The organism is Pseudomonas sp. 1176_21, assembly GCF_052850635.1.
Genome location: NZ_VXCV01000002.1, coordinates 430,594 through 451,632, shown reverse-complemented (window position 1 = coordinate 451,632; position 21,039 = coordinate 430,594). Strand labels below are relative to the sequence as shown.

Here is a 21,039-nt window from a genome sequence, read left to right as displayed (position 1 = left end):
CTGCAAGATTGAAGCGGATCTGCGTTTGCTTTTGCTCTTACTTGAGGCTTGTAGCTTGCCGTGTTCTCAACTCTTGGTTGAGAACCGGTATCCCGTGCCGCGCACGGTTTGTACCAGATTTTCGTAGGCTTCACCCAGCGCCTTGCGCAGACGGCGGATATGCACGTCGACGGTGCGCTCCTCCACGTACACATTGCCGCCCCATACCTGGTCGAGCAGTTGGCCACGGGTGTAGGCGCGCTCCTGGTGGGTCATGAAGAACTGCAGCAGGCGGTATTCGGTAGGGCCCATCTCGGCAGGCTTGCCGTCGATGGTCACGCGGTGGCTGATCGGGTCGAGCAGCAGGCCGCCGACCTCGATCGGGGCCTCGCCATCACTGGGGCCGGCACGGCGCAGCACGGCCTTGAGGCGGGCCACCAGTTCGCGCGGGGAGAACGGCTTGGTGATGTAGTCGTCGGCGCCGACTTCCAGGCCCTGGATCTTGTTGTCTTCCTCACCCTTGGCGGTGAGCATGATGATCGGGATGTCGCCGGTCAGCTCGTCGCGCTTGAGGCGCCGCGCCAGTTCGATGCCCGAAGTGCCCGGCAGCATCCAGTCGAGCAGGATCAGGTCGGGCTTGCGGTCGACGATGATGGCATGGGCCTGCTGCGAGTTTTCCGCCTCCAGGCAGTCGTAGCCGGCCATTTCCAATGCAACGGCGATCATCTCGCGAATCGGCGCCTCGTCGTCAACGATCAGAATGTTCCTGCCAACCATGCTCAAACCTCTTCCCATTAAGGTGTCTTGGCCCGCATTAGATAACGGAATTATTGCAGTCGTGTGACAGGTCGTGTGGCCTGGCGGCAACATTCCTTGGCTGAGCTAGGCTTTAGCTCCCACCCATCACCAAAAACGGTGAATCCAATGACACGACATACGCTGAACTGGATGGCTCTCTTTGCTGTTGCAGCACTGGCCCTGCCGGGGGTGGCAGCGGCCGCGCCGGGGATGGAGAAGAACGGCGTGCTGGTCGATTCTGCCGGCATGACGCTGTACACCTTCGACAAGGATGCCGGCGGCAAATCCATGTGCAATGACGACTGCGCCAAGAACTGGCCGCCCCTCAAGGCCATGGCGGGCGACGCCGCCGAGGGCAAGTGGACGCAGATCAAGCGCGAAGACGGCTCGATGCAGTGGGCCTACGATGGCAAGCCGCTGTACACCTTCGTCAAGGACAAGAAGGGCGGTGACATGACCGGCGACGGCATGAAGGACGTCTGGCACGCCGCCAAGCCATGAGGCCGGCCTTGCGCGGCCGCCCCCGGGGGCGGCTAGCGCAGGGCGTAGTCCAGTACCACGCCGATGAACACCAGCAGCCCGGCCCAGTGGTTGTGCAGGAAGGCCTTGAAGCAGGCGTCGCGATCCAGGCTGCGGGTCGACCAGTATTCCCAGGCGAAGCACAGCGCCGCGCCTACCAGCCCCAGGTGGAACCAGCCACCCAGCTCGAAGCGGTTGCCGGCCATCAGCAGGCAGCCCAGCGACAGCAGCTGCAAGGTCAGGATGATGGCGCGATCGGCTTCGCCGAACAGGATCGCAGTGGACTTGACCCCGATCTTCAGGTCGTCGTCGCGGTCGACCATCGCGTAGTAGGTGTCGTAGCCCACGGTCCACAGCAGGTTGGCGATGTACAGCAGCCAGGCGATGGCCGGCAGCTCGCCGGTGGCGGCGGTGAAGGCCATGGGGATGCCCCAGGAATAGGCTGCGCCCAGCACCACCTGCGGGTAATAGGTGTAGCGCTTCATGAACGGGTAGCAGGCTGCCAGCGCCACGGCGCCGAACGACAGCCATACCGTCTGCGCATTGGTGCACAGCACCAGCACGAAACTCAGCCCCACCAGGGTCGCGAACAGGACCAGCGCCTCGCGCCCGCTGATGCGTCCGGCCGCCAGCGGGCGTTCGGCGGTGCGCTTGACGTGACCGTCGACCTTGCGGTCGGCAAAATCGTTGATCGCGCAGCCCGCGGCGCGCATCAGCACCACGCCGAACAGGAAGATCAGCACGTTGGCCACGGTGGGCGTGCCCTTGGCCGCGATCCATACCGCCGTGAGGGTGGGCCACAGCAGCAGGTAGATGCCGATCGGCTTGTCCATGCGGCTGAGCTGGATGAAGTCCCAGGCCCGGGGGTGCAGGCGATTGAGCGACTTGAGCAGGCTCAGGTACATCAGCGGTCCTCCAGGCGGGTGTCGGTGGCCTGCCACAGGGCGGGCAGGAAGATCTCGGCCACCAGGATGCTCAGTTCACCCTGGTCGAACCGCGAACGGCGTGCCCACAGGCCGTCATGGCGCTGCTCGCGGGGCAACCAGGCGGCAGGGTAGTGGCACACCTCGATGGCCTGGCGGGCAAACCCGGGGCTGCAGAACAGCAACTCGCCCAGCGAACGGCTGCCCAGCGCTTCCATGTCCAGGCCGCCCTGCCGCAGGGCGCTGCGCGCGGCCACACTGCGTGCGTACACCCACGGCTGGCCATGCCCGCGCAGGTACACCTCGCGCACCCAGCCTTCGCTGCCCGGGGCCAGGCCGAGGCTGGTGCACTCGTCGGCGCGCAGCGGCTGCCAGCCCTCGTACAGGGGGGTCACGCTGAAGTGATCGGCGGATAATCGGGTCAGGCGGCGGGTCAACGAGCCCTGGTCGAACAGCCAGTCGGCGGTAAGGGGGTCGGCGCTTGCGGCCAGCGGCGTTTGCTGCTGCAGCCAGTGTGGCGCGGGCACTTGCGAGGTTTCGTACGGCACGGTAGGTATGCGGTTACAAGCCAGTGAGGCGCCGAGCTTAGCATGTTTGCCGGTTGCGCTTGCATCGCGCCACCAGCCTCAGTACAAAGCCCCCTGACGATCCATGCAGCGCCAAGACTGTAATGATCACAACCGATGTGCGTCTGGATTACTTGAGGGAGAGCGATCATGAAGAAGTGGCAATGCGTGGTATGCGGGCTTATCTACAACGAGGCCGATGGCTGGCCGGATGACGGCATTGCGCCGGGCACCTTGTGGCAGGACGTGCCGGAAGACTGGCTGTGCCCGGACTGCGGCGTGGGCAAGATGGATTTCGAGATGATCGAAATCAACTGATCATTTTTTATACAGGGAAGGGATGAAGGCATGAGCGATCCGGTGGTGATTGTCGGTACGGGGCTGGCGGGCTACAACCTCGCCCGCGAATTTCGCAAGCTCGACGGCGAGACGCCGTTGCTGCTGATCAGCGCCGATGATGGTCGCTCGTATTCCAAGCCGATGCTGTCCACCGGCTTTGCCAAGGACAAGGACGCCGACGGCCTGAGCATGGCCGAGCCGGGGGCCATGGCCGAGCAGCTCAAGGCCCAGGTGCGTACCCATACGCGCATCAGCGGCATCGATCCGGGCCACAAGCGCCTGTGGATCGGCGAGGAGCAGGTGCCGTACCGCGACCTGGTGCTGGCGCTGGGCGCGCAGACCATCCAGGTGCCGGTGCAGGGCGACGCAGCCGATGCGATCTTCCCGATCAACGACCTCGAAGACTACGCGCGCTTTCGCGCCGCGGCGGCCGGCAAGCGCCGGGTACTGATTCTGGGGGCCGGGCTGATCGGCTGCGAGTTCGCCAACGACATGCACCTGGGTGGCTTCGAGATCGACATCGTCGCCCCCTGCGAGCAGGTCATGCCGACCCTGCTGCACCCGGCCGCCGCGGCTGCGGTGCAGGCTGGGCTGCAAGGGCTTGGTGTGCGCTTTCACCTGGGCCCGGTGCTGACCCGCCTGGAACGTTCGGCCGATGCCCTGCAAGCGCATCTGTCCGATGGCAGTGTGATCGTCTGCGACCTGGTGGTATCGGCCATCGGCCTGCGCCCCCGCATCGACCTGGCTGCCGCCGCTGGCCTGCAGGTCAATCGCGGGGTGGTGGTCGACCGCCACCTGCGCACCTCGCACGCCAATATCCATGCCCTGGGCGACTGTGCCGAGGTCGACGGCATCAACCTGCTGTACGTGATGCCGCTGATGGCCTGCGCGCGCGCGCTGGCGCAGACCCTGGCGGGCAATCCGACGGTGGTCAGCTACGGGCCTATGCCCATCACGGTGAAGACCCCGGTATGCCCGCTGGTCGTTTCACCGCCGCCACGCGCCCGCGAAGGCCAGTGGCAGGTCGAAGGGCAGGGCAGCGACATCAAGGTGCTCTGCCGGGATGCCGATGGCCAACTGCTGGGCTATGTATTGACCGGTACGGCAGTGATGGAAAAGCTGGCGCTGAACCGTCAACTTCCGCCGTTGCTGGCATAAATAGCTGTCGTTCTGTCGGATATACCCTGCCATTGCCTGAACAATGGCCGCCCAGAGACTGGCGCGGCCACTGGCGGCGTGCCATTCTCACACCCGTCTGCCGCAGTTTAGAGCCTGCGGTGCCTTAGGCGCTGCCTGCAAGGCAGCACGGCATAACAACAAAAAATCCGTCAGAGGGGCTTCACCATGCGTAAACCAGAACTCGCCGCAGCCATTGCCGAGAAAGCCGACCTTACCAAGGAGCAGGCCAACCGCGTGCTCAATGCCGTACTGGAAGAAATCACCAACGCGCTGCACAAGAAAGACAGCGTCACCCTGGTAGGCTTCGGCACGTTCCTGCAGCGCCACCGTGGCGCGCGCACCGGCAAGAACCCTCAGACGGGCGAGCCGGTGAAGATCAAGGCCAGCAACACCGTGGCGTTCAAGCCAGGCAAGTTCCTAAAGGACAGCGTCAATCCGTAAGGCCGTGGGCTACTGATTGCATTGAAGAGCGGGCACCCCTACAAGGTGCCCGTTCTTGTTTGTGTGGCGGCTCTTCGCCGGCAATGCCGGCGCCTGCAGCAGATAACCGCCGTCTGCAGGAGCCGGCGTTGCCGGCGAGGAACCCACCGCGCAGTGCGCTATTGCCGTGCCCCGTGCTTGTGACTAGCATACGCCGCCGCCCACACCCGCGCGGCGGTGTTCCAGGGAGGGAGCGGCATGGGCAACTCATCATTCATCGAATCGTTCGGCTCATGCCTGTGAGCTGTGCGCCCCCCTATCGCTTCTACGTCTGGTTACCCTGGGTATGCCTGGTTTCGCTGCTGTGTCTGGATGTCTACCAGTACGGCCTGCGCGTGACCGGTTTCGAGCCGTTCCTGCAAATCTACCTGCTGGGCTTCGGCCTGCTTGGCTACCCCCTGTTCGCGCTGTGGGCCAGCCGCCGCCTGCACCTGGCGCCTCGGCACCTGTGGTGGGCGCCGTTGTGGTGCGTCCCTTTCTACGCACTGCCCTGGGTGCTGTATGGCCTGGTCTACCTGCTCACCGGCCGTATCGCCGGGTTGGGCCTGATGCTGATGTGGGTGGTCTTTGTGCCCTACCTGCTGGGCGCCGGCTATTTTTTCGTCACCCTGACCGCGCTGCTGCTGGCGGCGCAAAGGCGCCTGTGCAATGGATCTTGAGCTGAAGAATTACCTGGCAGGTCTCGCCGACAGCAACCTGTTCGGCAGCCTGGCCATCCTGTGCCTGTTCGCCTTGCTGCTGAACCTCGGCGAGCGCCAACGCAACACGCGCTGGGTTAGGCTGCTGACGTTTGGCTGCCTGTTGGCGGTGGTGCTGCTGCACGGTGTGGGCACCTACTGCATGAATACCCAGGTACCGTGATGAAGGCAGTAATCGGGGTGATACTGGTGGCCGTGCTGGCGCTGGGGGTGGGCACGCCGCTGTTCGGCAACCTGCTGATGCTGCTGATGGACCGCGACAACTTCATCCCCGCCGAATCGTCGCTGCTGAGTTTCGAGCCGTATCAGGTGTCCCAGGGCTCATCGAACTACTGGCTGTACGGCGAGGACGACCGTTACTACTACCACTTCACCCATGAGCCCGCTCACCCCTATCGCTATATCGCCAAGGACAATCACTGCCCGGCGTTCGACCGTGACGATGTGCGCAGCTGGTGCAATGCGCTGCAAGGAACGCTGCCCAAATGAAGCGACAACTGCTGATCAATGTCGCCCTGCATGCTCTGGCCATCGTGCTCTACGGGGTGCTCAACGATATTGCCGTGGACTGGTACAAGGGCCACTACGGCGGCTTTACCCCCCGTGGCGTGTCCTCCGGCAGCATTGTGTTCCTGGTGATGTGGGTGTTCGTGCCGCTCAATGTGGTGCTGCCCCTGTTGACCAACTGGAAGCTCAAGTACTGGCTGGTGGCCGCGCAAATCGTGTTGATCCTCTGGTGGCTGTTGCCCGAGCACCCGGTGCGGGCGTACTTCTTCAGTTGCCTGGCGGGCGGCCTCAGCCTGTCGGCGGTGCTGATCTCGCACTGGCTGAGGCGTAAATGAGCAGCCCGACCGTAAAGCAGCAACTGTGGCGCTGGCTGGTGGTGCTGGGCGTGCTGGCGTGGGTGGGCTATCAGATTCACGCGCTGATCGAGGCACCCGGACAGACCTCGTTCGTCAGCGAGTCGGGGCGCTACCGTTTCCAGAACGTGCCGGCGCGCAGTTGGCTGATACCTTTCGGCGGCATGGGCTACATGCGCGTGACCGATCGCGAGCGCCCGGGTGAGGTCTGGCGCACGCCGCTGTACGACCTGCAGTCGCTGGACATGCGCGACTTCGAGGATGAAGCCGAAGTGGGCATCTACTGGATCAATTTCAACAAGCGCGACCGCCATTTCGACATCGCCATGCCGCAATGGGAGCCGCACTGGCTCAACAGCTTCATCGCCAATACCGACTACACCGTGGCCGAAGAACAGGCCCGCTGCCGCAAACCCGAGCACCTGGTGCGCTACTTCTGGGACCTGTGGCTGTGGCTGGTGTGGGTCAGCGACTACCCCTGCACGCAAACCGAGTACTACATCAACCCGCCTCCGGTGTATCAGCCATGAAGTCGAGTATCCCGATGCTGCTGGCCGGCCTGCTGGCAAGTGCGCTGGCGCAGGCCGCGCCGGTTTGCCCCAGCCGCGACTTCGCGATGTTTTTCAAGGCGTTTGCCGAGGATGCGCAGCTGCAGGCCGACTTTACCGCCCATACCCTGGTCGAGCAGCGCCTCCAGGCCGGGCCCGAGGGGCCGCAACCGGTGGTACGCAAGCTCGAGCCAGCCCTGCGTCCTGATCTTTCGCAGCTGTCGTCGGAGCGGGTGGCGGCCAACGGTCTGATCCGTGAAATCGCGCTGCCCGACCGGGTTTACCTTCGCGACCAGCGCGGCGAGGTGTTGCAGGCATTCATCTTCGAGCAGGCCGACTGCTGGGCGCTGGCGCGGGTCGAGGACTGGTCGCCGAGCGACGCGCTCAAGAGCGTGAAAACCCGCGATGATGCCGCCCCCGGCGTGCGTGCGCTGCTGCGCGGCGATGCCTACGAGCAACTGGGCCAGGGTGAAATCAAGCCCATCGACAAGCAGCTGTTCATCGCTGCGCTCAACAGCTACCTCGATGCCGTGGACCAGGGCTCTGCCTACGCTGCCTACAGCGCTGCGGCAATCAGCCTGTCGGGCATGGCGCCGCGCCTGAGCAACCAGCGCCTGGAGCAGTTGCTGCGCCTGTCGTCGGCCACTGTCCCTGAAGGGGCACTGATGCTGGCGAGCTTCTATTGCGACGAGGGCCAGTACCGCCCCGACGACAACACCTGCAAACACCCGCAGAAGGCCCTCGACGCCTTGCGTCAGTCCGCCGCGATGGGCTCGGGCAATGCCTTCAACGAGCTGGGCAGCGTGTATGCGCGCGGTGAAATCGTGCCCGCTCAACCGGCACGCTCGCTGGCCTGCTACACCGAGGCGGTGGCGCACGGTGCAGACTGGGCGGACTTCAATGCCCAGGAGATGATCAAACGCGGCGCCCGCGCCGACAAGGACCAGCCATGCCTGTAGCCCACAACTGGCGCGAATGCCTGCAAGACCCGACGCTGAGCCCGCCCGCGCCCTGGGTCAGCTTTCCCGAGCTCGACCCGCAGGGGCTGGGCAGCCTGCAGGGCGATTTCGAACACTACTGGCGTTACTGCTGGTGGCCGTTCTGGTTGCGCCTGGGCAAGGCCCGCCAGCAGGCCTACCTGCTGCGCCACAACGCACCGCGTGGCTGGGCAGAGTATCTGGCGCACATCGACCACCAGCCTCCGTCGCCCGGGCTGGCGCCACTGCCCGAACACTGGCGTGGCGACAGCCCGGTCACCCATCGCCAGTTGCTGCGCTGGGTGCTGCCGATAGTGGTGCACCTGTTTGCGGTGGTGGCCTACGTGGCGCTCAACGGCACGCTGGTGAGCTGGTACAAGCAGTACGCCGGCGGGCTGACGTCGCGCGGTGTAGCCGTTGGCATAGCGATGTACATGGTGTTCTGGTTCTTCGTCGGCATGAACCTGCTGATCGCCCTGCTGCCACGGGTGTGGGGCAAGGTACAGGCCACGGTGTTCATGGCGGCGATCATCGGCTTCTACCTGTGGCCCGAGCATCCGCTGCGGGCGCTGTTCTACAGCACACTGTCTGCCAGTGTGACCCTGGTGGCCATCGGCGCGAATGCGCAGCTGCACCGCCACTTTCTCAACCTCATCTTCAAGGGTTCGAAATGAAGCGTACCCCTCACGCCGTTGCCTTGGCGTTGTCACTGGCAGGCACTGCCCATGCCGCAGTACCTGCCGAAAAAACCATCGAGGGCGCAGGCGGGGCGAAGCTTTCGTTCTCCAAATGGAGCGCCGAGGAGAACGGCTGGCATGCGGTGCAGTGGCAAGGCGCCAATGGCAAGAGCTTCACCTTGTACCCGCACGAGTTTGCGCGGGATGCGATCGATGGCGACGCTTCGGCAGTGTCGCCTGACGGGCGCTTCGTGATGCTCTACCGCCTGCGCCAGTCGGGGCGGCAGTTCACGCCCCCCACGCTGCGCTGCGACATGGTGGCGATGGACACCGGTTGTGTGATGGCCACGCGGCTGGCTCAGTACTGCGTGGGCCGTTGGCAGAACGGCGCCTGGCAGCCGGAGAACAAGCTGCCCTGGGCTACCAAGCTGGAAACCATCAAGCCGGCCAAGGTCGCAGGCCTGCTGCACAGCAGCGAGAACCGCGAGATACCCGCGCGTCACGCCGTACTGGCCGAAGAGGTGTACATGGGCCTGGATTCCTACATGGCCTGCCATGCGCCCCAGGACAACGTGCCCGGCTACAACGACATGGGCTACCTGATCGGCGACGACTGGAACCCCAACCTGATGCTGCGCATCTATCGCGCCATCGAGCCCTTTGCCCAGGGGCGTCGGGCGCTGCAGCTGAACATTGCCGACATTCTCTGGGGCTACGGCAACTCGCGCGAAGCCGGCCCTTACTACGCGCGCTATCGCCAGCAGATGCTGGAGGCCGGCGCGGCGCAGAAGATTCCGTCACGGGTGCAACTGCGCCTGGATGCGGTACCGGCTGCCGACCCCAACCGGTAGGCCGCACACCCTGACATACAGTCGCCTTCAACAAAGCGAAGTCGGCTGTAGCCTTTGGTCGCAAAAAAGCTAAACTGCGCCCCTCAGTCACTTTTCGCCTAGGGGCGCATATGAAGTTTCGTTTTCTGCTCTGGGCCATGGGTTTGCTGATGGCCCGGGCCAGCCGCAACAACCCGGCGTTCCAGCAGCAACTGAAGGACAAGGACCTGGTGTTCCAGTTGCAGACCCTCGACGGCAAGGTCGCCCGGCACTTCATCGTCAGCAACCAGCGCATCCGCAGCAAGGGTGGCACCCATGCCGAGCCTGCGTTCGCCATTGCCTTCAAGGATGCCGCCTACGGCTTCGCCACGCTGCAGGCCAAGAACAAGCAGCTGGCGTTCATGCAGGGGATTCAGGACAAGTCGATCCAGATCAAGGGCAACCCGGCCCTGGTGATCTGGTTCCAGGGCCTGATGAAGTACCTGATGCCGCGCAAGAAGAAAGCCTGAGCGCAGCGCCCAGGCTTCAGGTTGTCAGTGCGGGGTGAACTGTGACGCCAGTTCACGCAGCAGCGATTCGGCTTCAAGCACCTTGTGCACCACGTCCTCGGCCTTCTCGCGGCTGATGTTCAGGCGCTCCAGCAACGCGTCGGGGATGCGGTCGTCCGGCCCCGAGCCGATGCCGCGCGCGCGCAGCAGGCGTACCGCCACGCACACCAGGTTGGGGAAGGCGGCATGGTCGCCCGCGTAATGCGGGTCGTGCTGAAAGCGCAGGGCGGTGGCCAGCTCTTCGGGCATGTCCCAGAAGCGCATCAGCCAGGCACCGATCTGCTCGCGGCTGATGCCCAGCAGGTGCTGCTCGACATAGCTGTGGCACAGATGCGGGTTGACCTCCAGGTGGCGGCAGATCAGCGAGAAATGCGGCGGGAACACATGCGCCAGCAGCAGGTAGCCGAAGTTGTGCAGCAGCCCGGCCAGGTAGGTCAGGCCCGACTCAGGACGCTCGGCGCGGGGCATGGCGCGGGTCAGGCCCTCGATCACGGCGGCGGTGTAGATCGATTGCTGCCAGTAGGGGGTGGTCTGCTGCGGGTGATCCTTGGGCAGGCTCAGGGTCTTGCCCAGGGCCAGGCCCAGCGCCAGGTTGATCACCAGGTCGAAGCCCAGCACCCGCACGATGGCGTCTTCCACCGAGCGGATCTTGCCGGGGGAGGCGTAGTAGGGCGAGGCGGCCCAGCTGACCACCTGCGCGGCCAGCGCCGGATCGGTCTCGACCACACCGGTGATGTCGTCGATGGTGGCGTTGGGGTCGACCCGCAGCTTGATGATCTTCTGTGCGGTCTCGGCCAGCGGCGGGATCTCGATGGTCGATTCCAGGCGCTGCTGGATGCGTCGTGCGGTAAATGCCTGCACCGCCTCGGTGATCTCCTTGCTGTCATCGGCCGGACGGTCGAGGTTGGGGCGGATCTCGCTGAGCATTACACCGAAATGCCCGGCACTGGCCTTGGCCAGCATCTTCCTGAAGTGCTCGCTGTGGATTTCCAGCAGCAGGCCGGGGGTTCCGGAATGAATCAGCAGGGCCGGCTGCTTGAGCAGGCGCTCCTCGTACAGGCACGGTGAGCTGGTCAGCGCCGGAATGGCGGGCAGGATCGTCAGGCCGTGCTTCTTGAGCATCAGTTCGAGCCGCTCGAGCGGCACGGCGGTGAGCTTGCGGCCGGTCAGCTCGGTCAGGTGGCTGAGGTCCAGCAGCTGGTTCTGCGGGAACAGCACCATCAGCGCACCGACCGCGTCGTCGAGCAGCACGGCCTGGACCTTGGCCTCGGGCGCCAGCTGCGGGTGGTCAATGACCTCGCGGTAGGCGATGCCGAGCTTGTCGAGCAGCAACCGGATAACAGACGGTGTGTGGGGGGTTGCGGTATCCAGGGCAACTTCAGTCATGGTCTGTATCCAGTATTTTTTCAGCGGCCAGTATAGCCGGCTCGATGGGGGCGGCCCGCGTCGACATGGGAGGTACGTCACACCTGGCCATATTGCTGCCCGTGGCGTAACCAGCGGTCGAGCAACGGGCTGACGTGGTCCGGCCAGCGTGCCAGCAGGGCCTGTGCAGCATCGCGCACCGCCGGCAGCAGGTCGGCGTCGCGCATCAGGTCGGCGACCTTGAACTGCAACAGGCCGGTCTGGCGGGTCCCGAGCATTTCGCCCGGGCCACGCAGTTGCAGGTCTTTCTCCGCAATGACAAAGCCGTCATTGGTTTCGCGCATGATCCCCAGGCGTTCACGCCCGATCTGCGACAGGGGCGGATGATACAACAGTACGCAATGGCTGGCGGCACTGCCGCGTCCGACTCGCCCGCGCAACTGGTGCAGCTGGGCAAGACCAAGGCGTTCGGGGTTCTCGATGATCATCAGGCTGGCGTTGGGTACGTCCACGCCCACCTCGATCACGGTGGTGGCCACCAGCAGTTGCAGGTTGCCCTGCTTGAACTCGGCCATCACCGCAGCCTTCTCGGCCGGCTTCATGCGCCCGTGGATTAGCCCCACGCGCAACTCGCCCAGGGCACTGGTGAGCTCTTCGAAGGTGGTTTCGGCGGCCTGGCAGGTCAGCTCTTCGGATTCTTCGATCAGGGTGCATACCCAATAGGCCTGGCGCCCTTCGGCACAGGCGGCGCGCACGCGCTCGACCACTTCGATGCGGCGGCTGTCGGCCACCAGTACAGTGTTGACCGGGGTACGCCCCGGCGGGAGCTCGTCGAGCACCGAGGTGTCGAGGTCGGCATAGGCGCTCATGGCCAGGGTGCGCGGGATCGGCGTGGCAGTCATGATCAGCTGGTGAGGGCACAACTGGCCGCCCACGCCTTTCTGGCGCAGGGCCAGGCGCTGCTGTACGCCAAAGCGGTGCTGTTCGTCGATGATCGCCAGGGCCAGGTTGTGAAACTTCACCTCTTCCTGGAACAGCGCATGGGTACCCACCACCATTGGCGCGCCGGCGGCGATCTGCTCCAGCGCGGCAGTGCGCGCCTTGCCCTTGAGCTTGCCGGCCAGCCAGGCGACTTCGATGCCCAGCGGTTCGAGCCAGCGCTTGAAGGTGACGAAGTGCTGCTCGGCAAGAATCTCGGTGGGGGCCATCAGCGCCACCTGGTAGCCGGCTTCCAGTGCCTGCAGGGCTGCGAGCGCGGCGACCACTGTCTTGCCGGCACCCACATCGCCCTGCACCAGGCGCAGCATCGGCTCGGGCTGGCTGAGATCGTAGGCGATCTCGTTGCCCACGCGCTGCTGTGCGCCGGTTGGAGCGAAGCCCAGGTTGGCCAGGTATTGGGCCGCCAGCCTGCTCGCCCTGGGCAACACCGGGGCCCGCTGGGCGCGCAGGCTCTCGCGCAGGCGCTGCTGCGACAGCTGGTGGGTCAGCAGCTCTTCGAAGGCCAGGCGGTGCTGGGCCCAGTGGTGGCCCACGGCAAGCTCTTCGACATCGGCATCGGCCGGCGGGTGGTGCAGGTAGCGGATAGCATCGGCCAACGGTGCCAGCTGGTAGTCGCGTGCCAGTTCCAGCGGCAGCCAGTCGGGCAGGCTGCGCGGGCCGAGCAGGCCCAGGCTCTGCTGGCACAGCTGGCGCAGGCGCTGCTGGGTGAGGCCTTCGGTGGTCGGGTAGATCGGGGTCAGGGTGGTATCGACCGGGGGCGGCTCGTCGCCGGTCAGGGCGCGGTACTCGGGGTGGTAGATCTCCAGGCCCGAGGCGCCGGGGCGCGCTTCACCGTAGCAGCGCAGGTGGGTGCCGCGCTTGAGCGCTTCTTTCTGGGCGTTGCTGAAGTGGTAGAAGCGCAGGCTCAGCGAACCTGTGCCATCGCCCAGGCGCACCAGCAGGCTGCGGCGCCTGCCCATGGTCACGTCGGTGCCACTGACCACGCCTTCGATCACTGCATCCTGGCCCGGGCGCAGGGCGCCGATCGGCACCACGCGGGTGCGGTCCTGATAGCGCAGGGGCAGGTGGAACAACACGTCCTGGATGTTCTCCAGGCCAACCTTGGCCAGCTTCTCGGCCAAGGCTTCGCCAACGCCCTTCAGTGCCGTGACCGACACCTTCGACAACTCGGTCATGCTCGGGCCCTAAGGTGCGGCGGGTGGCTTGGCCACCGAACACAGGCGGATCGAGTCGGCCAGAATCTCGATGGCCTTGGGCCGCGGGAAGCTCGCGCGCCAGGCGATCGCCACGGTGCGAAACGGTGCCGGCGGGCTCAATGGGCGGACTTCGATGATGCCCGGCGCGTAGTGATGGCTGTGCACGGCCGACAGCGGCAGGATCGACACGCCCAGCCCCGAGGCGACCATGTGGCGGATGGTTTCCAGCGAGCTGGACTCCACCGTGGTGTGCTTGGCGCCGTCGTTGCCCTTGGTCAGGGTCGGGCAGGCCTCCAGCACCTGGTCGCGGAAGCAGTGGCCTTCGCCGAGCAACAGCAGGCTCTTGTCGTTGAGCAGGCTGGCGTCGATGGTCTCTTTCTTTGTCCAGGGATGCTCGCTGGGCATCAGCACGTAGAACGGCTCGTCGTACAGCGGCAGCGTCAGCACGTCGGCTTCATTGAACGGCAGGGCGATGATCACCGCGTCCAGCTCGCCGTTGCGCAGCTTGTCACGCAGGATATGGGTGAAGTTTTCTTCGATGTACAACGGCATCTGCGGGGCAACCCGGTGCAGTTGCGGAATCAGGTGCGGGAACAGGTACGGGCCGACGGTATAGATGGCCCCGACCTTGAGCGGCGCGGTCAGCTGGTTCTTGCCGGCCTGGGCCAGTTCACGGATGCCCTGGGCCTGCTCCAGTACCTTCTGCGCCTGGGCCACGATGCCTTCGCCGACCGGGGTCAGGCGCACCGCGCTCTTGCTGCGCTCGAAGATCAGCACGCCCAGCTCGTCCTCCAGCTTCTTCACGCCCACCGACAGGGTCGGCTGGCTGACGTGGCAACGCTCGGCCGCGTGGCCGAAGTGCTGTTCCTGAGCGAGGGTGACGATGTAGCGCAATTCTGTGAGGGTCATAACGTGCGTCCATGAAGTTGCGAGCCCAGCATAGCGGCTGCAATCGATAGACGCACGTTATCAGACTTGCGTGCGTGTGACAGAAACAAACAACTCAGCGTTTCTTGTCCAGCGAGTACACGAACGGCGCGACCACTTCGATACTGCCGTTGTTGAGCAGTTCCTGAGGCGGCTTGGGCACGGGTTGAGCCTTGCGGATCATTTCCAGGGTTGCCCGGTCCAGTGCCGCGCTGCCTGAACCACCGGCCAGCGAGTACGACAGGATCTTGCCTTCGGCGTCGACCACGAAGCGCAGCCGGTTGATGCCCTGCAGGCCCCGCCGACGCGCGTCTTCCGGGTAGCGCTTGTACTTGCCAAGGTGACGCAACAGGTCGCTCTGCCAGGTAGGCAGGGCATTGCTGTTGGCGGCGATGCTTGGCGCCGGTGCTGCGGATTTCTGCGCCGGAGCGTTGCTTGGCGGGGAATCCACGGTTTCCTGGTCGACCGGCTTGTCCTGCGGCGGCTCCGGTTTTTTCTCCGGTTTCGGAGGCTGGGGCTTGGCCTTGGGCTTGGGCGGTGGCTTGGGTATCGCGATTTTCGGTTTGGGCGCTTCTGCCACCTTGGGCAGTGGTGGCTCCTCGACCGGCGTCGGCGGCTGTGGCGGGGCCACGACCTTCGGTGGCGGTGGTGGGGCCGGCTCGGGCATCGGCGCCATCTCGATCATCATCGCCGCAGGCGGCAGTTCGATTGCCTGGGGCACCGACCAGTTGAGCATCAGCACCACGGCAACGGCATGCACGGCCAGCACAATCGCCAGGCTGACGCCGTAGCGCGCCAGTTTATGCCGCGTATTGGTCATTTCTTGGCTGCCGTCTCAAGTCCCACCAGGCCGACCTTCAAGTAGCCGGCTGCGCGCAGGGTGTTCATGACTTCCATCAGGTCGCCGTAATCGACGCCCTTGTCAGCCTGGAAGAAGATGGTGGTGTCCTTGTCGCCCTTGGTCTTGGCGTCCAGTACCGCGCCCAGCTGGTCGCGTTGCACCTGATCGTCGCCGACGTACAGGTTCTGGTCGGCCTTGACGCTGAGGAACACCGGCTTCTCCGGCCTGGGCACGGGCTTGGCGGTCGAGGCCGGCAGGTCGACCTTGATGTCGACCGTGGCCAGGGGCGCCGCCACCATGAAGATGATCAGCAGTACCAGCATCACGTCGATGAACGGCGTGACGTTGATTTCGTGGTTCTCGGCGAGATCGTCGCCGCCCTCGTTAAGATGCAGGCCCATGGTTTACCCCACTTTCACCATGTGTGGCGCAGCGGAACGCTCGCCTGGCTGGTGGTCCAGGTCGCGGCTGACCAGCAGCAGCACGTGCGCCGAAGCGTCGGAAACCTGTGCCTTGTAACCGGCGATGGAACGGGCGAAGACGTTGTAGATGACCACTGCGGGGATCGCGGCAACCAGGCCCAGGGCGGTGGCCAGCAGGGCCTCGGCGATACCGGGTGCAACCACCGCGAGGTTGGTGGTCTGGGTCTTGGCGATGCCGATGAAGCTGTTCATGATGCCCCACACGGTACCGAACAGACCGACGAACGGAGCGGTGGAGCCGATGGTGGCAAGCACGCCTGTACCGCTGCTCATGTTGCGACCGCTGGCCGCGACCAGGCGCTCGAGGCGGAAGCTCACGCGCTCCTTGATACCTTCTTTTTCACGGGCATTGGCCGACAGGTGCATTTCCTCGAGGGCATCGTGCACCAGCAGGTGTGCCAGGGTGCCGGGCTTGTCGGCGGTTTCGCTGGCGTCTTTGATGCTGGTGGCCTTCTTCAGCAGGGCGATTTCAGAACGCAGGCGGCGCTTGGCGCCCATCAGTTCGAAGCCCTTGGCAATCCAGATGGTCCAGGTGATCAGCGAGGCGATGGCCAGGCCGATCATCACGATCTTCACCACGATGTCGGCGTTCTGGTACATGCCCCATGGCGACAGGTCGTGGGCCATGCCCAGGCTGGTGTCTTCGACCAGCGCTTGGGTGGCGTCGTCGGCCTGGCCTTCGACAGGGGCAGCGCCCGGCGCGGCGGCGGCATCCGCAGGCTCGGCGCCCGGGGCAGCAGGTGCGGCCGGGGTAGCATCGGCAGGGGCAACGGCGGCGGCCGGTGTGGCGTTCTGTGCGGCGGGCTCATCGGCCATGGCGGCGGGGGCCAGTACCAGGCTGAACATCAGCGCGGCAATGGCGCGCCAGGCGCGCGACAGGGTTGGCGAAGCGGAAGGTTGAATACGTGTCATGCTGGCCGGACCTGATGAAGAAGAAATGGGTGGTTGTCCTTCCAGGCCTCGAGTCGGGCCGAGAACAAAATTTGGGCGGCCATTATTGCAAGTAATTCTTGTTAACAGAAGATACACAGTATCTTTTTTTGCATATTAACTAGCCGCCTATCGATTTCCACAGATAGGCTGTGGCTTTGTCTGACGGAGTGTGCGGATGTCTTCGCCTTCAGTTCTGATCGTCGGTTGCGGCGATGTGGGTGGCCGTCTGGCCCAGCAATTGCTGGGCCTTGGCTGGTCGGTAAGCGGTTTGCGCAGAAATGTGGCGGCCTTGCCCGCGGGGGTTGCCGGCATCGCGGCAGACCTGGAAAACCCGCAGTGCCCGACCGATTGGCCTTTGGTCGCACCCGACTACCTGGTGTACTGCGTGGCCGCCAGCCAGCATGACGAGGCGGGCTATCAGGCGGCTTATGTACAGGGCCTCAAGCATGTACTGGGCTGGCTGGCCGAGCGTGGCCAGCGACCGCAGCGCCTGCTGTTCGTGTCCAGCAGCAGTGTGTTCGCCCAGCAGGACGGCGAGTGGATCGATGAAACCGCCGCCACCTTGCCGTCAGGTTACTCGGGGCAGGTCATGCTCCAGGCCGAACAGCTGGCACTGGCCAGCGGCATCCCGGCCAGCATCGTGCGCCTGACCGGTATCTACGGGCCGGGCCGCGAATGGCTGCTCAGCCAGGTGCGCCAGGGGTATCGGGTGACCGAAGAGCCGCCGCTGTACGGCAACCGCATCCATGCCGAGGACGCGGCAGGGCTGCTGGCCTTCCTGCTCAAGGCCGATGCGGCGGGGCGTGCGCTGGAGGACTGCTACATCGGGGTGGACGATGCACCGGCGCCATTGGCCGACGTGGTGGCCTGGTTGCGCGAGTACATGGGCGTCACGCATTGGTCGGAGCAGCAGCGTGTGCGGCGCACCGGCAGCAAGCGCTGCAGCAATGCGCGTGCCCGGGCACTGGGCTGGGTGCCACAGTACCCGAGCTACAAGGAAGGCTACGCGGCGATTCTGGCGGCGCAACCCTGAGGGCTCACCCGATCAGTCGCGCTCGAGCAGCCATTGCCGGGCGCCGGGATACAGCTGCGGCATCTCGTCTGGCTGGGCGCTGTTGAGGGCACGCAGGATTTCCAGCGTCTTGCCATCACGCTTGAAGATCCACGGGTTGCCCTGCTGGTTGCGCTCCAGCCACAGGCTGTCGTACTCGCCGCTCATGCTGGCGCAGTCGCCGGCCAGGCACAGTGCGTAGCGGTCCAGATTGGGCAGGCCCTCGACACTGCCCGTGTCGCCGAAGCGCACGACATTGCCCTGACCAGGGCCCTCGATCACCTTCCAGTCACCCTTCAGGTAGGCGCCGTACAGCGCCTGCTCGAAGGTGGTCCCGGTGCGGGCTTCCATTGGGGCGGGAGAGCTGGCCTTCTGGAAGCTGTGCTGCGGCGCCATCGGGGTGGCGTGCTGCACCAGTTCGTCGCCATCCAGGCTCAGCGTCTGTATCTCATTGCCCGGGAATACCACGTCCCGTTGTTTTTCGCCGGCCTTGAGCTGGCCTTCGACGATCTCGAAACCGTTGGTGTAGCTGGCCTGTTCGGCCGCGACGTTGACCTTCCATTCCAGGTTGCCGCCGCTGTCCTGCAGCGCCTTGCGCAGGCTCACGCCTTTGGCGGCAGCATCGATGGCCTGCTGGTTGATCCAGATGCCGTTGTAGTCTTCGGGTTTGTGGCTGGCGCAGCCGCTCAACAGTGCGGCGGCCAGAGCCAGGGCAAGCGCGTGGCGCATGGCGGGGTCCTTCCAGAACAGTGCGGCGGCGAGCCGGCCGGCCCGCCGCGCGAGGTATTACTCGAGGACCAGGATTGCGTCCATTTCAACCTGCGAGCCGCGTGGCAGCGCAGCGACGCCGATGGCGGCGCGGGCAGGGTAGGGCTGTTCGAAGTAGCGGCCCATGACTTCGTTGACCTTGGCGAAGTGGCTCAGGTCGGTCAGGAAGATGTTCAGCTTGACGATGTCCTTGAACGAGCCGCCGGCAGCTTCGGCCACGGCTTTGAGGTTTTCGAACACCTGTACGGTCTGGGCTTCGAAGCCTTCGACCAGTTCCATGGTTTTCGGGTCCAGCGGGATCTGGCCCGACATGTATACGGTATTGCCGGCCTTGATCGCCTGGGAGTAGGTGCCGATGGCCGCTGGGGCCTTGTCGCTGGTGATGACGGTCTTGGTCATGGTGACTCCTTGCAGGGGGAGGGCTACGTGCGCATGCGGGTGATGCGAATCACCCCGGTCAGGGCACGCAGTTTCTTGATCACGCGGGCCAGGTGCACACGGTCGTGCACGCTGACCACCAGCTGGACCACGCTGATGCGGCCATCACGTTCGTCCATGCTGATCTTCTCGATGTTGCCGTCGGCGGCGTTGACGCTGCTGGCCAGCAGGGCAATCAGGCCGCGCTGGTGTTCCAGCTCGACGCGCAGCTCGACATTGAATTCGCCGGTGACATCCTTGGCCCAGGACAGCTGGATGCATTTTTCCGGGTTGTGGCGAATTTCGCTGATGTTGCGGCAGTTCTCCAGGTGCACCACCATGCCCTTGCCCGCCGACAGGTGCCCGACGATCGGGTCGCCCGGAATCGGCGTGCAGCACTTGGCGTAGCTGAGCACCAGGCCCTCGGTGCCGCGAATGGCCAGCGGACCCTCGGGGTTGGGCAACTGCTCGCCTTCGCTGGAGAGCAGGCGGCGCGCCACTACGTAGGCCATGCGGTTGCCCAGGCCGATGTCTTCGAGCAGGTCTTCGATCACTTCGAGGCGATACTCGGCCAGCATGGCCTGGATGCGCTCCTGGGGGATCTTGTCCAGCGCGCTGTCGAAACCGTTGAGCACCTTGTTGAGCAGGCGCTCGCCCAGGTTGATCGATTCGGAGCGGCGCTGCAGCTTCAGGGCATGGCGAATATGGGTGCGCGCCTTGCCGGTGACCACGAAGTTCAGCCAGGCCGGGTTCGGTCGTGCGCCTGGGGCGCTGACGATCTCGACCGTCGAGCCGCTCTGCAGCGGTTCGGACAGTGGTGCCAGGCGGCGGTTGATGCGGCACGCGATGCAGCTGTTGCCGACGTCGGTATGCACCGCGTAGGCAAAGTCGACCGCCGTGGAGCCCTTTGGCAGCTCCATGATGCGGCCCTTGGGCGTGAACACGTAGACCTCGTCCGGGAACAGGTCGATCTTCACGCTTTCGATGAATTCGAGCGAGTTGCCCGCGCGCTGCTGCATTTCCAGCACGCCCTTGACCCACTGGCGCGCCCGGGCATGGGTGCCCTTGGGCTGCTCGTCGTCACTGGACTTGTACAGCCAGTGCGCCGCGATGCCGTTGTTGGCCATCTCTTCCATCTCGCGGGTGCGGATCTGGATCTCGATGGGCACGCCGTGCATGCCGAACAGGGTGGTATGCAACGACTGGTAGCCGTTGGCCTTGGGGATCGCGATGTAGTCCTTGAAGCGCCCCGGCAGCGGCTTGTAGAGGTTGTGCACGGCGCCGAGCACGCGATAGCAGGTGTCGACCTTGTCGACCACGATGCGGAAGGCGTACACGTCCATGATCTCGTTGAAGGCGCGGCGCTTGCCGCGCATCTTCTTGTAGATGCCGTAGATGTGCTTCTGCCGCCCGCTGACCTCGCCTTCGATACCGTCCACGGCCAGGCAGTGGCTGAGCGATTCCTCGATCTTGTTGACCAGCTCCTTGCGGTTGCCGCGGGCACGCTTGACTGCCTGGTAGATACGCGCCGAGCGCATCGGGTACATGGCCTTGAAGCCCAGGTCCTCGAACTCGACGCGCACGGTGTGCATGCCCAGGCGGTTGGCGATGGGGGCGTAGATCTCGAGGGTTTCCTTGGCGATGCGCCGGCGTTTTTCGCCCGACAGCACTTCCAGGGTGCGCATGTTGTGCAGGCGGTCGGCCAGCTTGACCAGGATCACGCGAATGTCGCGGGCCATGGCCATGGCCATCTTCTGGAAGTTTTCGGCCTGGGCTTCGGCCTTGGTCTCGAAGTTCATCTGGGTCAGCTTGCTGACGCCATCGACCAGTTCGGCGACGGTTTCGCCGAATTGGGAACTGAGGGCTTCCTTGGCGATGCCGGTGTCTTCGATCACGTCATGCAGCATGGCGGCCATCAGGCTCTGATGGTCCATGTGCATGTCGGCAAGAATGCTTGCCACCGCCAGCGGGTGCGTGACGTATGGCTCGCCGCTGCGACGGCGCTGGCCGTCGTGGGCTTGTTCGGCGTAGAAATACGCCCGGCGTACCAGGTTGACCTGGTCGGCGCCGAGGTAGGTCGAGAGGCGATCGGCGAGGGCGTCTATGCTCGGCACGATGTTAGCTCCTGCCGAGAAAGTG

Annotated in this window: 26 protein-coding genes; 14 read left to right on the top strand and 12 right to left on the bottom strand. The window is 64.8% G+C overall.

Annotation, left to right across the window (positions count from 1 at the left end; translation table 11 throughout):
• Positions 1–66: 66 nt before the first annotated feature.
• Positions 67–756: a phosphate regulon transcriptional regulator PhoB gene (gene phoB, locus FW760_RS07120; RefSeq protein ID WP_028942483.1), complete on the bottom strand. Its 690-nt coding sequence runs from the start codon at positions 754–756 to the stop codon at positions 67–69.
• 147 nt (positions 757–903) lie between these two features.
• Between phoB and FW760_RS07115 the strand changes: the two genes are divergently transcribed.
• Entirely contained in the window at positions 904–1,278 is a 375-nt protein-coding gene (locus FW760_RS07115; protein ID WP_043861550.1) for a COG4315 family predicted lipoprotein, read from the top strand.
• Positions 1,279–1,310: 32 nt separating this feature from the next.
• Here the strand turns inward: FW760_RS07115 and ubiA are convergent, their stop codons facing one another.
• Both ubiA and FW760_RS07105 read right to left on the bottom strand, forming a co-directional pair.
• The gene (gene ubiA, locus FW760_RS07110) at positions 1,311–2,201 is read right to left on the bottom strand and encodes a 4-hydroxybenzoate octaprenyltransferase (protein ID WP_054916464.1); all 891 of its coding nucleotides are present in this window, start codon (positions 2,199–2,201) and stop codon (positions 1,311–1,313) included.
• Positions 2,201–2,767 (bottom strand): chorismate--pyruvate lyase family protein, encoded by a 567-nt coding sequence (locus FW760_RS07105; protein WP_058541952.1) that lies wholly within the window; start codon positions 2,765–2,767, stop codon positions 2,201–2,203. Before FW760_RS07105 ends, ubiA begins: the two co-directional genes overlap by 1 nt.
• A gap of 168 nt (positions 2,768–2,935) precedes the next feature.
• Between FW760_RS07105 and FW760_RS07100 the strand changes: the two genes are divergently transcribed.
• The 12 genes from FW760_RS07100 to FW760_RS07045 all read left to right on the top strand — a co-directional run bounded on the left by FW760_RS07100 (position 2,936) and on the right by FW760_RS07045 (position 9,882).
• Positions 2,936–3,103, top strand: coding sequence for a rubredoxin (locus tag FW760_RS07100; protein WP_007954349.1), 168 nt, complete (start codon positions 2,936–2,938; stop codon positions 3,101–3,103).
• Positions 3,104–3,133: 30 nt separating this feature from the next.
• A complete protein-coding gene (locus tag FW760_RS07095; RefSeq protein ID WP_054916465.1) occupies positions 3,134–4,282 on the top strand; it encodes an NAD(P)/FAD-dependent oxidoreductase in 1,149 nt (382 codons plus the stop codon).
• 186 nt (positions 4,283–4,468) lie between these two features.
• A complete protein-coding gene (locus tag FW760_RS07090; protein WP_008366879.1) occupies positions 4,469–4,744 on the top strand; it encodes an HU family DNA-binding protein in 276 nt (91 codons plus the stop codon).
• A gap of 272 nt (positions 4,745–5,016) precedes the next feature.
• Complete coding sequence (locus tag FW760_RS07085; RefSeq protein ID WP_054916466.1) at positions 5,017–5,442, top strand: hypothetical protein; 426 nt, start codon at positions 5,017–5,019, stop codon at positions 5,440–5,442.
• Positions 5,432–5,644, top strand: coding sequence for a hypothetical protein (locus tag FW760_RS07080; protein WP_043861554.1), 213 nt, complete (start codon positions 5,432–5,434; stop codon positions 5,642–5,644). Before FW760_RS07085 ends, FW760_RS07080 begins: the two co-directional genes overlap by 11 nt.
• Positions 5,644–5,970 (top strand): hypothetical protein, encoded by a 327-nt coding sequence (locus FW760_RS07075; protein ID WP_054916467.1) that lies wholly within the window; start codon positions 5,644–5,646, stop codon positions 5,968–5,970. The genes FW760_RS07080 and FW760_RS07075 overlap by 1 nt, the downstream gene beginning before the upstream one ends.
• Positions 5,967–6,323, top strand: a complete 357-nt coding sequence (locus FW760_RS07070) for a hypothetical protein (RefSeq protein WP_446443710.1) — start codon at positions 5,967–5,969, stop codon at positions 6,321–6,323. Before FW760_RS07075 ends, FW760_RS07070 begins: the two co-directional genes overlap by 4 nt.
• Positions 6,320–6,871 carry a hypothetical protein gene (locus tag FW760_RS07065; RefSeq protein ID WP_052504257.1) on the top strand — a complete coding sequence of 184 codons (552 nt, stop codon included), beginning with the start codon at positions 6,320–6,322 and terminating at the stop codon, positions 6,869–6,871. Before FW760_RS07070 ends, FW760_RS07065 begins: the two co-directional genes overlap by 4 nt.
• On the top strand, positions 6,868–7,848 hold the full coding sequence (locus FW760_RS07060; RefSeq protein ID WP_147303848.1) for a sel1 repeat family protein: 981 nt from the start codon (positions 6,868–6,870) through the stop codon (positions 7,846–7,848). The genes FW760_RS07065 and FW760_RS07060 overlap by 4 nt, the downstream gene beginning before the upstream one ends.
• Complete coding sequence (locus FW760_RS07055; RefSeq protein ID WP_058541948.1) at positions 7,839–8,540, top strand: hypothetical protein; 702 nt, start codon at positions 7,839–7,841, stop codon at positions 8,538–8,540. Before FW760_RS07060 ends, FW760_RS07055 begins: the two co-directional genes overlap by 10 nt.
• Positions 8,537–9,394: a hypothetical protein gene (locus FW760_RS07050; protein ID WP_147303847.1), complete on the top strand. Its 858-nt coding sequence runs from the start codon at positions 8,537–8,539 to the stop codon at positions 9,392–9,394. The genes FW760_RS07055 and FW760_RS07050 overlap by 4 nt, the downstream gene beginning before the upstream one ends.
• Positions 9,395–9,504: 110 nt before the next feature.
• Complete coding sequence (locus tag FW760_RS07045) at positions 9,505–9,882, top strand: helicase (protein ID WP_043861558.1); 378 nt, start codon at positions 9,505–9,507, stop codon at positions 9,880–9,882.
• A 24-nt stretch (positions 9,883–9,906) separates the two neighbouring features.
• Here FW760_RS07045 and FW760_RS07040 read toward each other — a convergent pair whose 3' ends face one another.
• From FW760_RS07040 to exbB, 6 genes are all read right to left on the bottom strand, one after another.
• Positions 9,907–11,307 (bottom strand): aminoacyl-tRNA deacylase and HDOD domain-containing protein, encoded by a 1,401-nt coding sequence (locus FW760_RS07040; protein ID WP_043861559.1) that lies wholly within the window; start codon positions 11,305–11,307, stop codon positions 9,907–9,909.
• Between the two features lie 77 nt (positions 11,308–11,384).
• Positions 11,385–13,460, bottom strand: coding sequence for an ATP-dependent DNA helicase RecG (gene recG / locus FW760_RS07035; protein WP_043861560.1), 2,076 nt, complete (start codon positions 13,458–13,460; stop codon positions 11,385–11,387).
• 9 nt (positions 13,461–13,469) lie between these two features.
• The gene (locus FW760_RS07030; RefSeq protein ID WP_043861561.1) at positions 13,470–14,390 is read right to left on the bottom strand and encodes a hydrogen peroxide-inducible genes activator; all 921 of its coding nucleotides are present in this window, start codon (positions 14,388–14,390) and stop codon (positions 13,470–13,472) included.
• Positions 14,391–14,484: 94 nt separating this feature from the next.
• The gene (locus FW760_RS07025; RefSeq protein ID WP_043861562.1) at positions 14,485–15,228 is read right to left on the bottom strand and encodes an energy transducer TonB; all 744 of its coding nucleotides are present in this window, start codon (positions 15,226–15,228) and stop codon (positions 14,485–14,487) included.
• On the bottom strand, positions 15,225–15,650 hold the full coding sequence (gene exbD, locus FW760_RS07020; RefSeq protein ID WP_043861563.1) for a TonB system transport protein ExbD: 426 nt from the start codon (positions 15,648–15,650) through the stop codon (positions 15,225–15,227). The genes FW760_RS07025 and exbD overlap by 4 nt, the downstream gene beginning before the upstream one ends.
• A gap of 3 nt (positions 15,651–15,653) precedes the next feature.
• A complete protein-coding gene (exbB, locus tag FW760_RS07015; protein ID WP_043861564.1) occupies positions 15,654–16,643 on the bottom strand; it encodes a tonB-system energizer ExbB in 990 nt (329 codons plus the stop codon).
• Positions 16,644–16,839: 196 nt separating this feature from the next.
• Here exbB and FW760_RS07010 point away from each other — a divergent pair, with 196 nt between their 5' ends.
• Positions 16,840–17,697 carry an SDR family oxidoreductase gene (locus FW760_RS07010; protein WP_043861565.1) on the top strand — a complete coding sequence of 286 codons (858 nt, stop codon included), beginning with the start codon at positions 16,840–16,842 and terminating at the stop codon, positions 17,695–17,697.
• A gap of 12 nt (positions 17,698–17,709) precedes the next feature.
• Here the strand turns inward: FW760_RS07010 and FW760_RS07005 are convergent, their stop codons facing one another.
• From FW760_RS07005 to spoT, 3 genes are read right to left on the bottom strand one after another with little or no spacing between them, the layout of a single operon-like run.
• Entirely contained in the window at positions 17,710–18,444 is a 735-nt protein-coding gene (locus FW760_RS07005) for a hypothetical protein (protein ID WP_043861566.1), read from the bottom strand.
• Between the two features lie 57 nt (positions 18,445–18,501).
• On the bottom strand, positions 18,502–18,882 hold the full coding sequence (locus tag FW760_RS07000; protein ID WP_043861567.1) for a RidA family protein: 381 nt from the start codon (positions 18,880–18,882) through the stop codon (positions 18,502–18,504).
• A gap of 23 nt (positions 18,883–18,905) precedes the next feature.
• Positions 18,906–21,014 carry a bifunctional GTP diphosphokinase/guanosine-3',5'-bis pyrophosphate 3'-pyrophosphohydrolase gene (spoT, locus tag FW760_RS06995; protein WP_043861568.1) on the bottom strand — a complete coding sequence of 703 codons (2,109 nt, stop codon included), beginning with the start codon at positions 21,012–21,014 and terminating at the stop codon, positions 18,906–18,908.
• Positions 21,015–21,039 lie beyond the last annotated feature (25 nt).

What these genes read in the sequence shown, in the direction of transcription:
- FW760_RS07065 (WP_052504257.1), top strand. Translation starts at nt 6,320, where the DNA reads ATGAGCAGCCCGACCGTAAAGCAGCAACTGTGGCGCTGGCTGGTGGTG.
- FW760_RS07080 (WP_043861554.1), top strand. Translation starts at nt 5,432, where the DNA reads ATGGATCTTGAGCTGAAGAATTACCTGGCAGGTCTCGCCGACAGCAAC.
- FW760_RS07005 (WP_043861566.1), bottom strand. Translation starts at nt 18,444, where the DNA reads ATGCGCCACGCGCTTGCCCTGGCTCTGGCCGCCGCACTGTTGAGCGGC.
- FW760_RS07045 (WP_043861558.1), top strand. Translation starts at nt 9,505, where the DNA reads ATGAAGTTTCGTTTTCTGCTCTGGGCCATGGGTTTGCTGATGGCCCGG.
- exbD (WP_043861563.1), bottom strand. Translation starts at nt 15,650, where the DNA reads ATGGGCCTGCATCTTAACGAGGGCGGCGACGATCTCGCCGAGAACCAC.
- FW760_RS07100 (WP_007954349.1), top strand. Translation starts at nt 2,936, where the DNA reads ATGAAGAAGTGGCAATGCGTGGTATGCGGGCTTATCTACAACGAGGCC.
- FW760_RS07075 (WP_054916467.1), top strand. Translation starts at nt 5,644, where the DNA reads ATGAAGGCAGTAATCGGGGTGATACTGGTGGCCGTGCTGGCGCTGGGG.
- FW760_RS07090 (WP_008366879.1), top strand. Translation starts at nt 4,469, where the DNA reads ATGCGTAAACCAGAACTCGCCGCAGCCATTGCCGAGAAAGCCGACCTT.
- FW760_RS07070 (WP_446443710.1), top strand. Translation starts at nt 5,967, where the DNA reads ATGAAGCGACAACTGCTGATCAATGTCGCCCTGCATGCTCTGGCCATC.
- FW760_RS07050 (WP_147303847.1), top strand. Translation starts at nt 8,537, where the DNA reads ATGAAGCGTACCCCTCACGCCGTTGCCTTGGCGTTGTCACTGGCAGGC.
- FW760_RS07025 (WP_043861562.1), bottom strand. Translation starts at nt 15,228, where the DNA reads ATGACCAATACGCGGCATAAACTGGCGCGCTACGGCGTCAGCCTGGCG.
- exbB (WP_043861564.1), bottom strand. Translation starts at nt 16,643, where the DNA reads ATGACACGTATTCAACCTTCCGCTTCGCCAACCCTGTCGCGCGCCTGG.
- FW760_RS07030 (WP_043861561.1), bottom strand. Translation starts at nt 14,390, where the DNA reads ATGACCCTCACAGAATTGCGCTACATCGTCACCCTCGCTCAGGAACAG.
- FW760_RS07060 (WP_147303848.1), top strand. Translation starts at nt 6,868, where the DNA reads ATGAAGTCGAGTATCCCGATGCTGCTGGCCGGCCTGCTGGCAAGTGCG.
- FW760_RS07000 (WP_043861567.1), bottom strand. Translation starts at nt 18,882, where the DNA reads ATGACCAAGACCGTCATCACCAGCGACAAGGCCCCAGCGGCCATCGGC.
- FW760_RS07040 (WP_043861559.1), bottom strand. Translation starts at nt 11,307, where the DNA reads ATGACTGAAGTTGCCCTGGATACCGCAACCCCCCACACACCGTCTGTT.
- phoB (WP_028942483.1), bottom strand. Translation starts at nt 756, where the DNA reads ATGGTTGGCAGGAACATTCTGATCGTTGACGACGAGGCGCCGATTCGC.
- FW760_RS07055 (WP_058541948.1), top strand. Translation starts at nt 7,839, where the DNA reads ATGCCTGTAGCCCACAACTGGCGCGAATGCCTGCAAGACCCGACGCTG.
- FW760_RS07095 (WP_054916465.1), top strand. Translation starts at nt 3,134, where the DNA reads ATGAGCGATCCGGTGGTGATTGTCGGTACGGGGCTGGCGGGCTACAAC.
- FW760_RS07085 (WP_054916466.1), top strand. Translation starts at nt 5,017, where the DNA reads ATGCCTGTGAGCTGTGCGCCCCCCTATCGCTTCTACGTCTGGTTACCC.
- ubiA (WP_054916464.1), bottom strand. Translation starts at nt 2,201, where the DNA reads ATGTACCTGAGCCTGCTCAAGTCGCTCAATCGCCTGCACCCCCGGGCC.
- FW760_RS07010 (WP_043861565.1), top strand. Translation starts at nt 16,840, where the DNA reads ATGTCTTCGCCTTCAGTTCTGATCGTCGGTTGCGGCGATGTGGGTGGC.
- recG (WP_043861560.1), bottom strand. Translation starts at nt 13,460, where the DNA reads ATGACCGAGTTGTCGAAGGTGTCGGTCACGGCACTGAAGGGCGTTGGC.
- FW760_RS07115 (WP_043861550.1), top strand. Translation starts at nt 904, where the DNA reads ATGACACGACATACGCTGAACTGGATGGCTCTCTTTGCTGTTGCAGCA.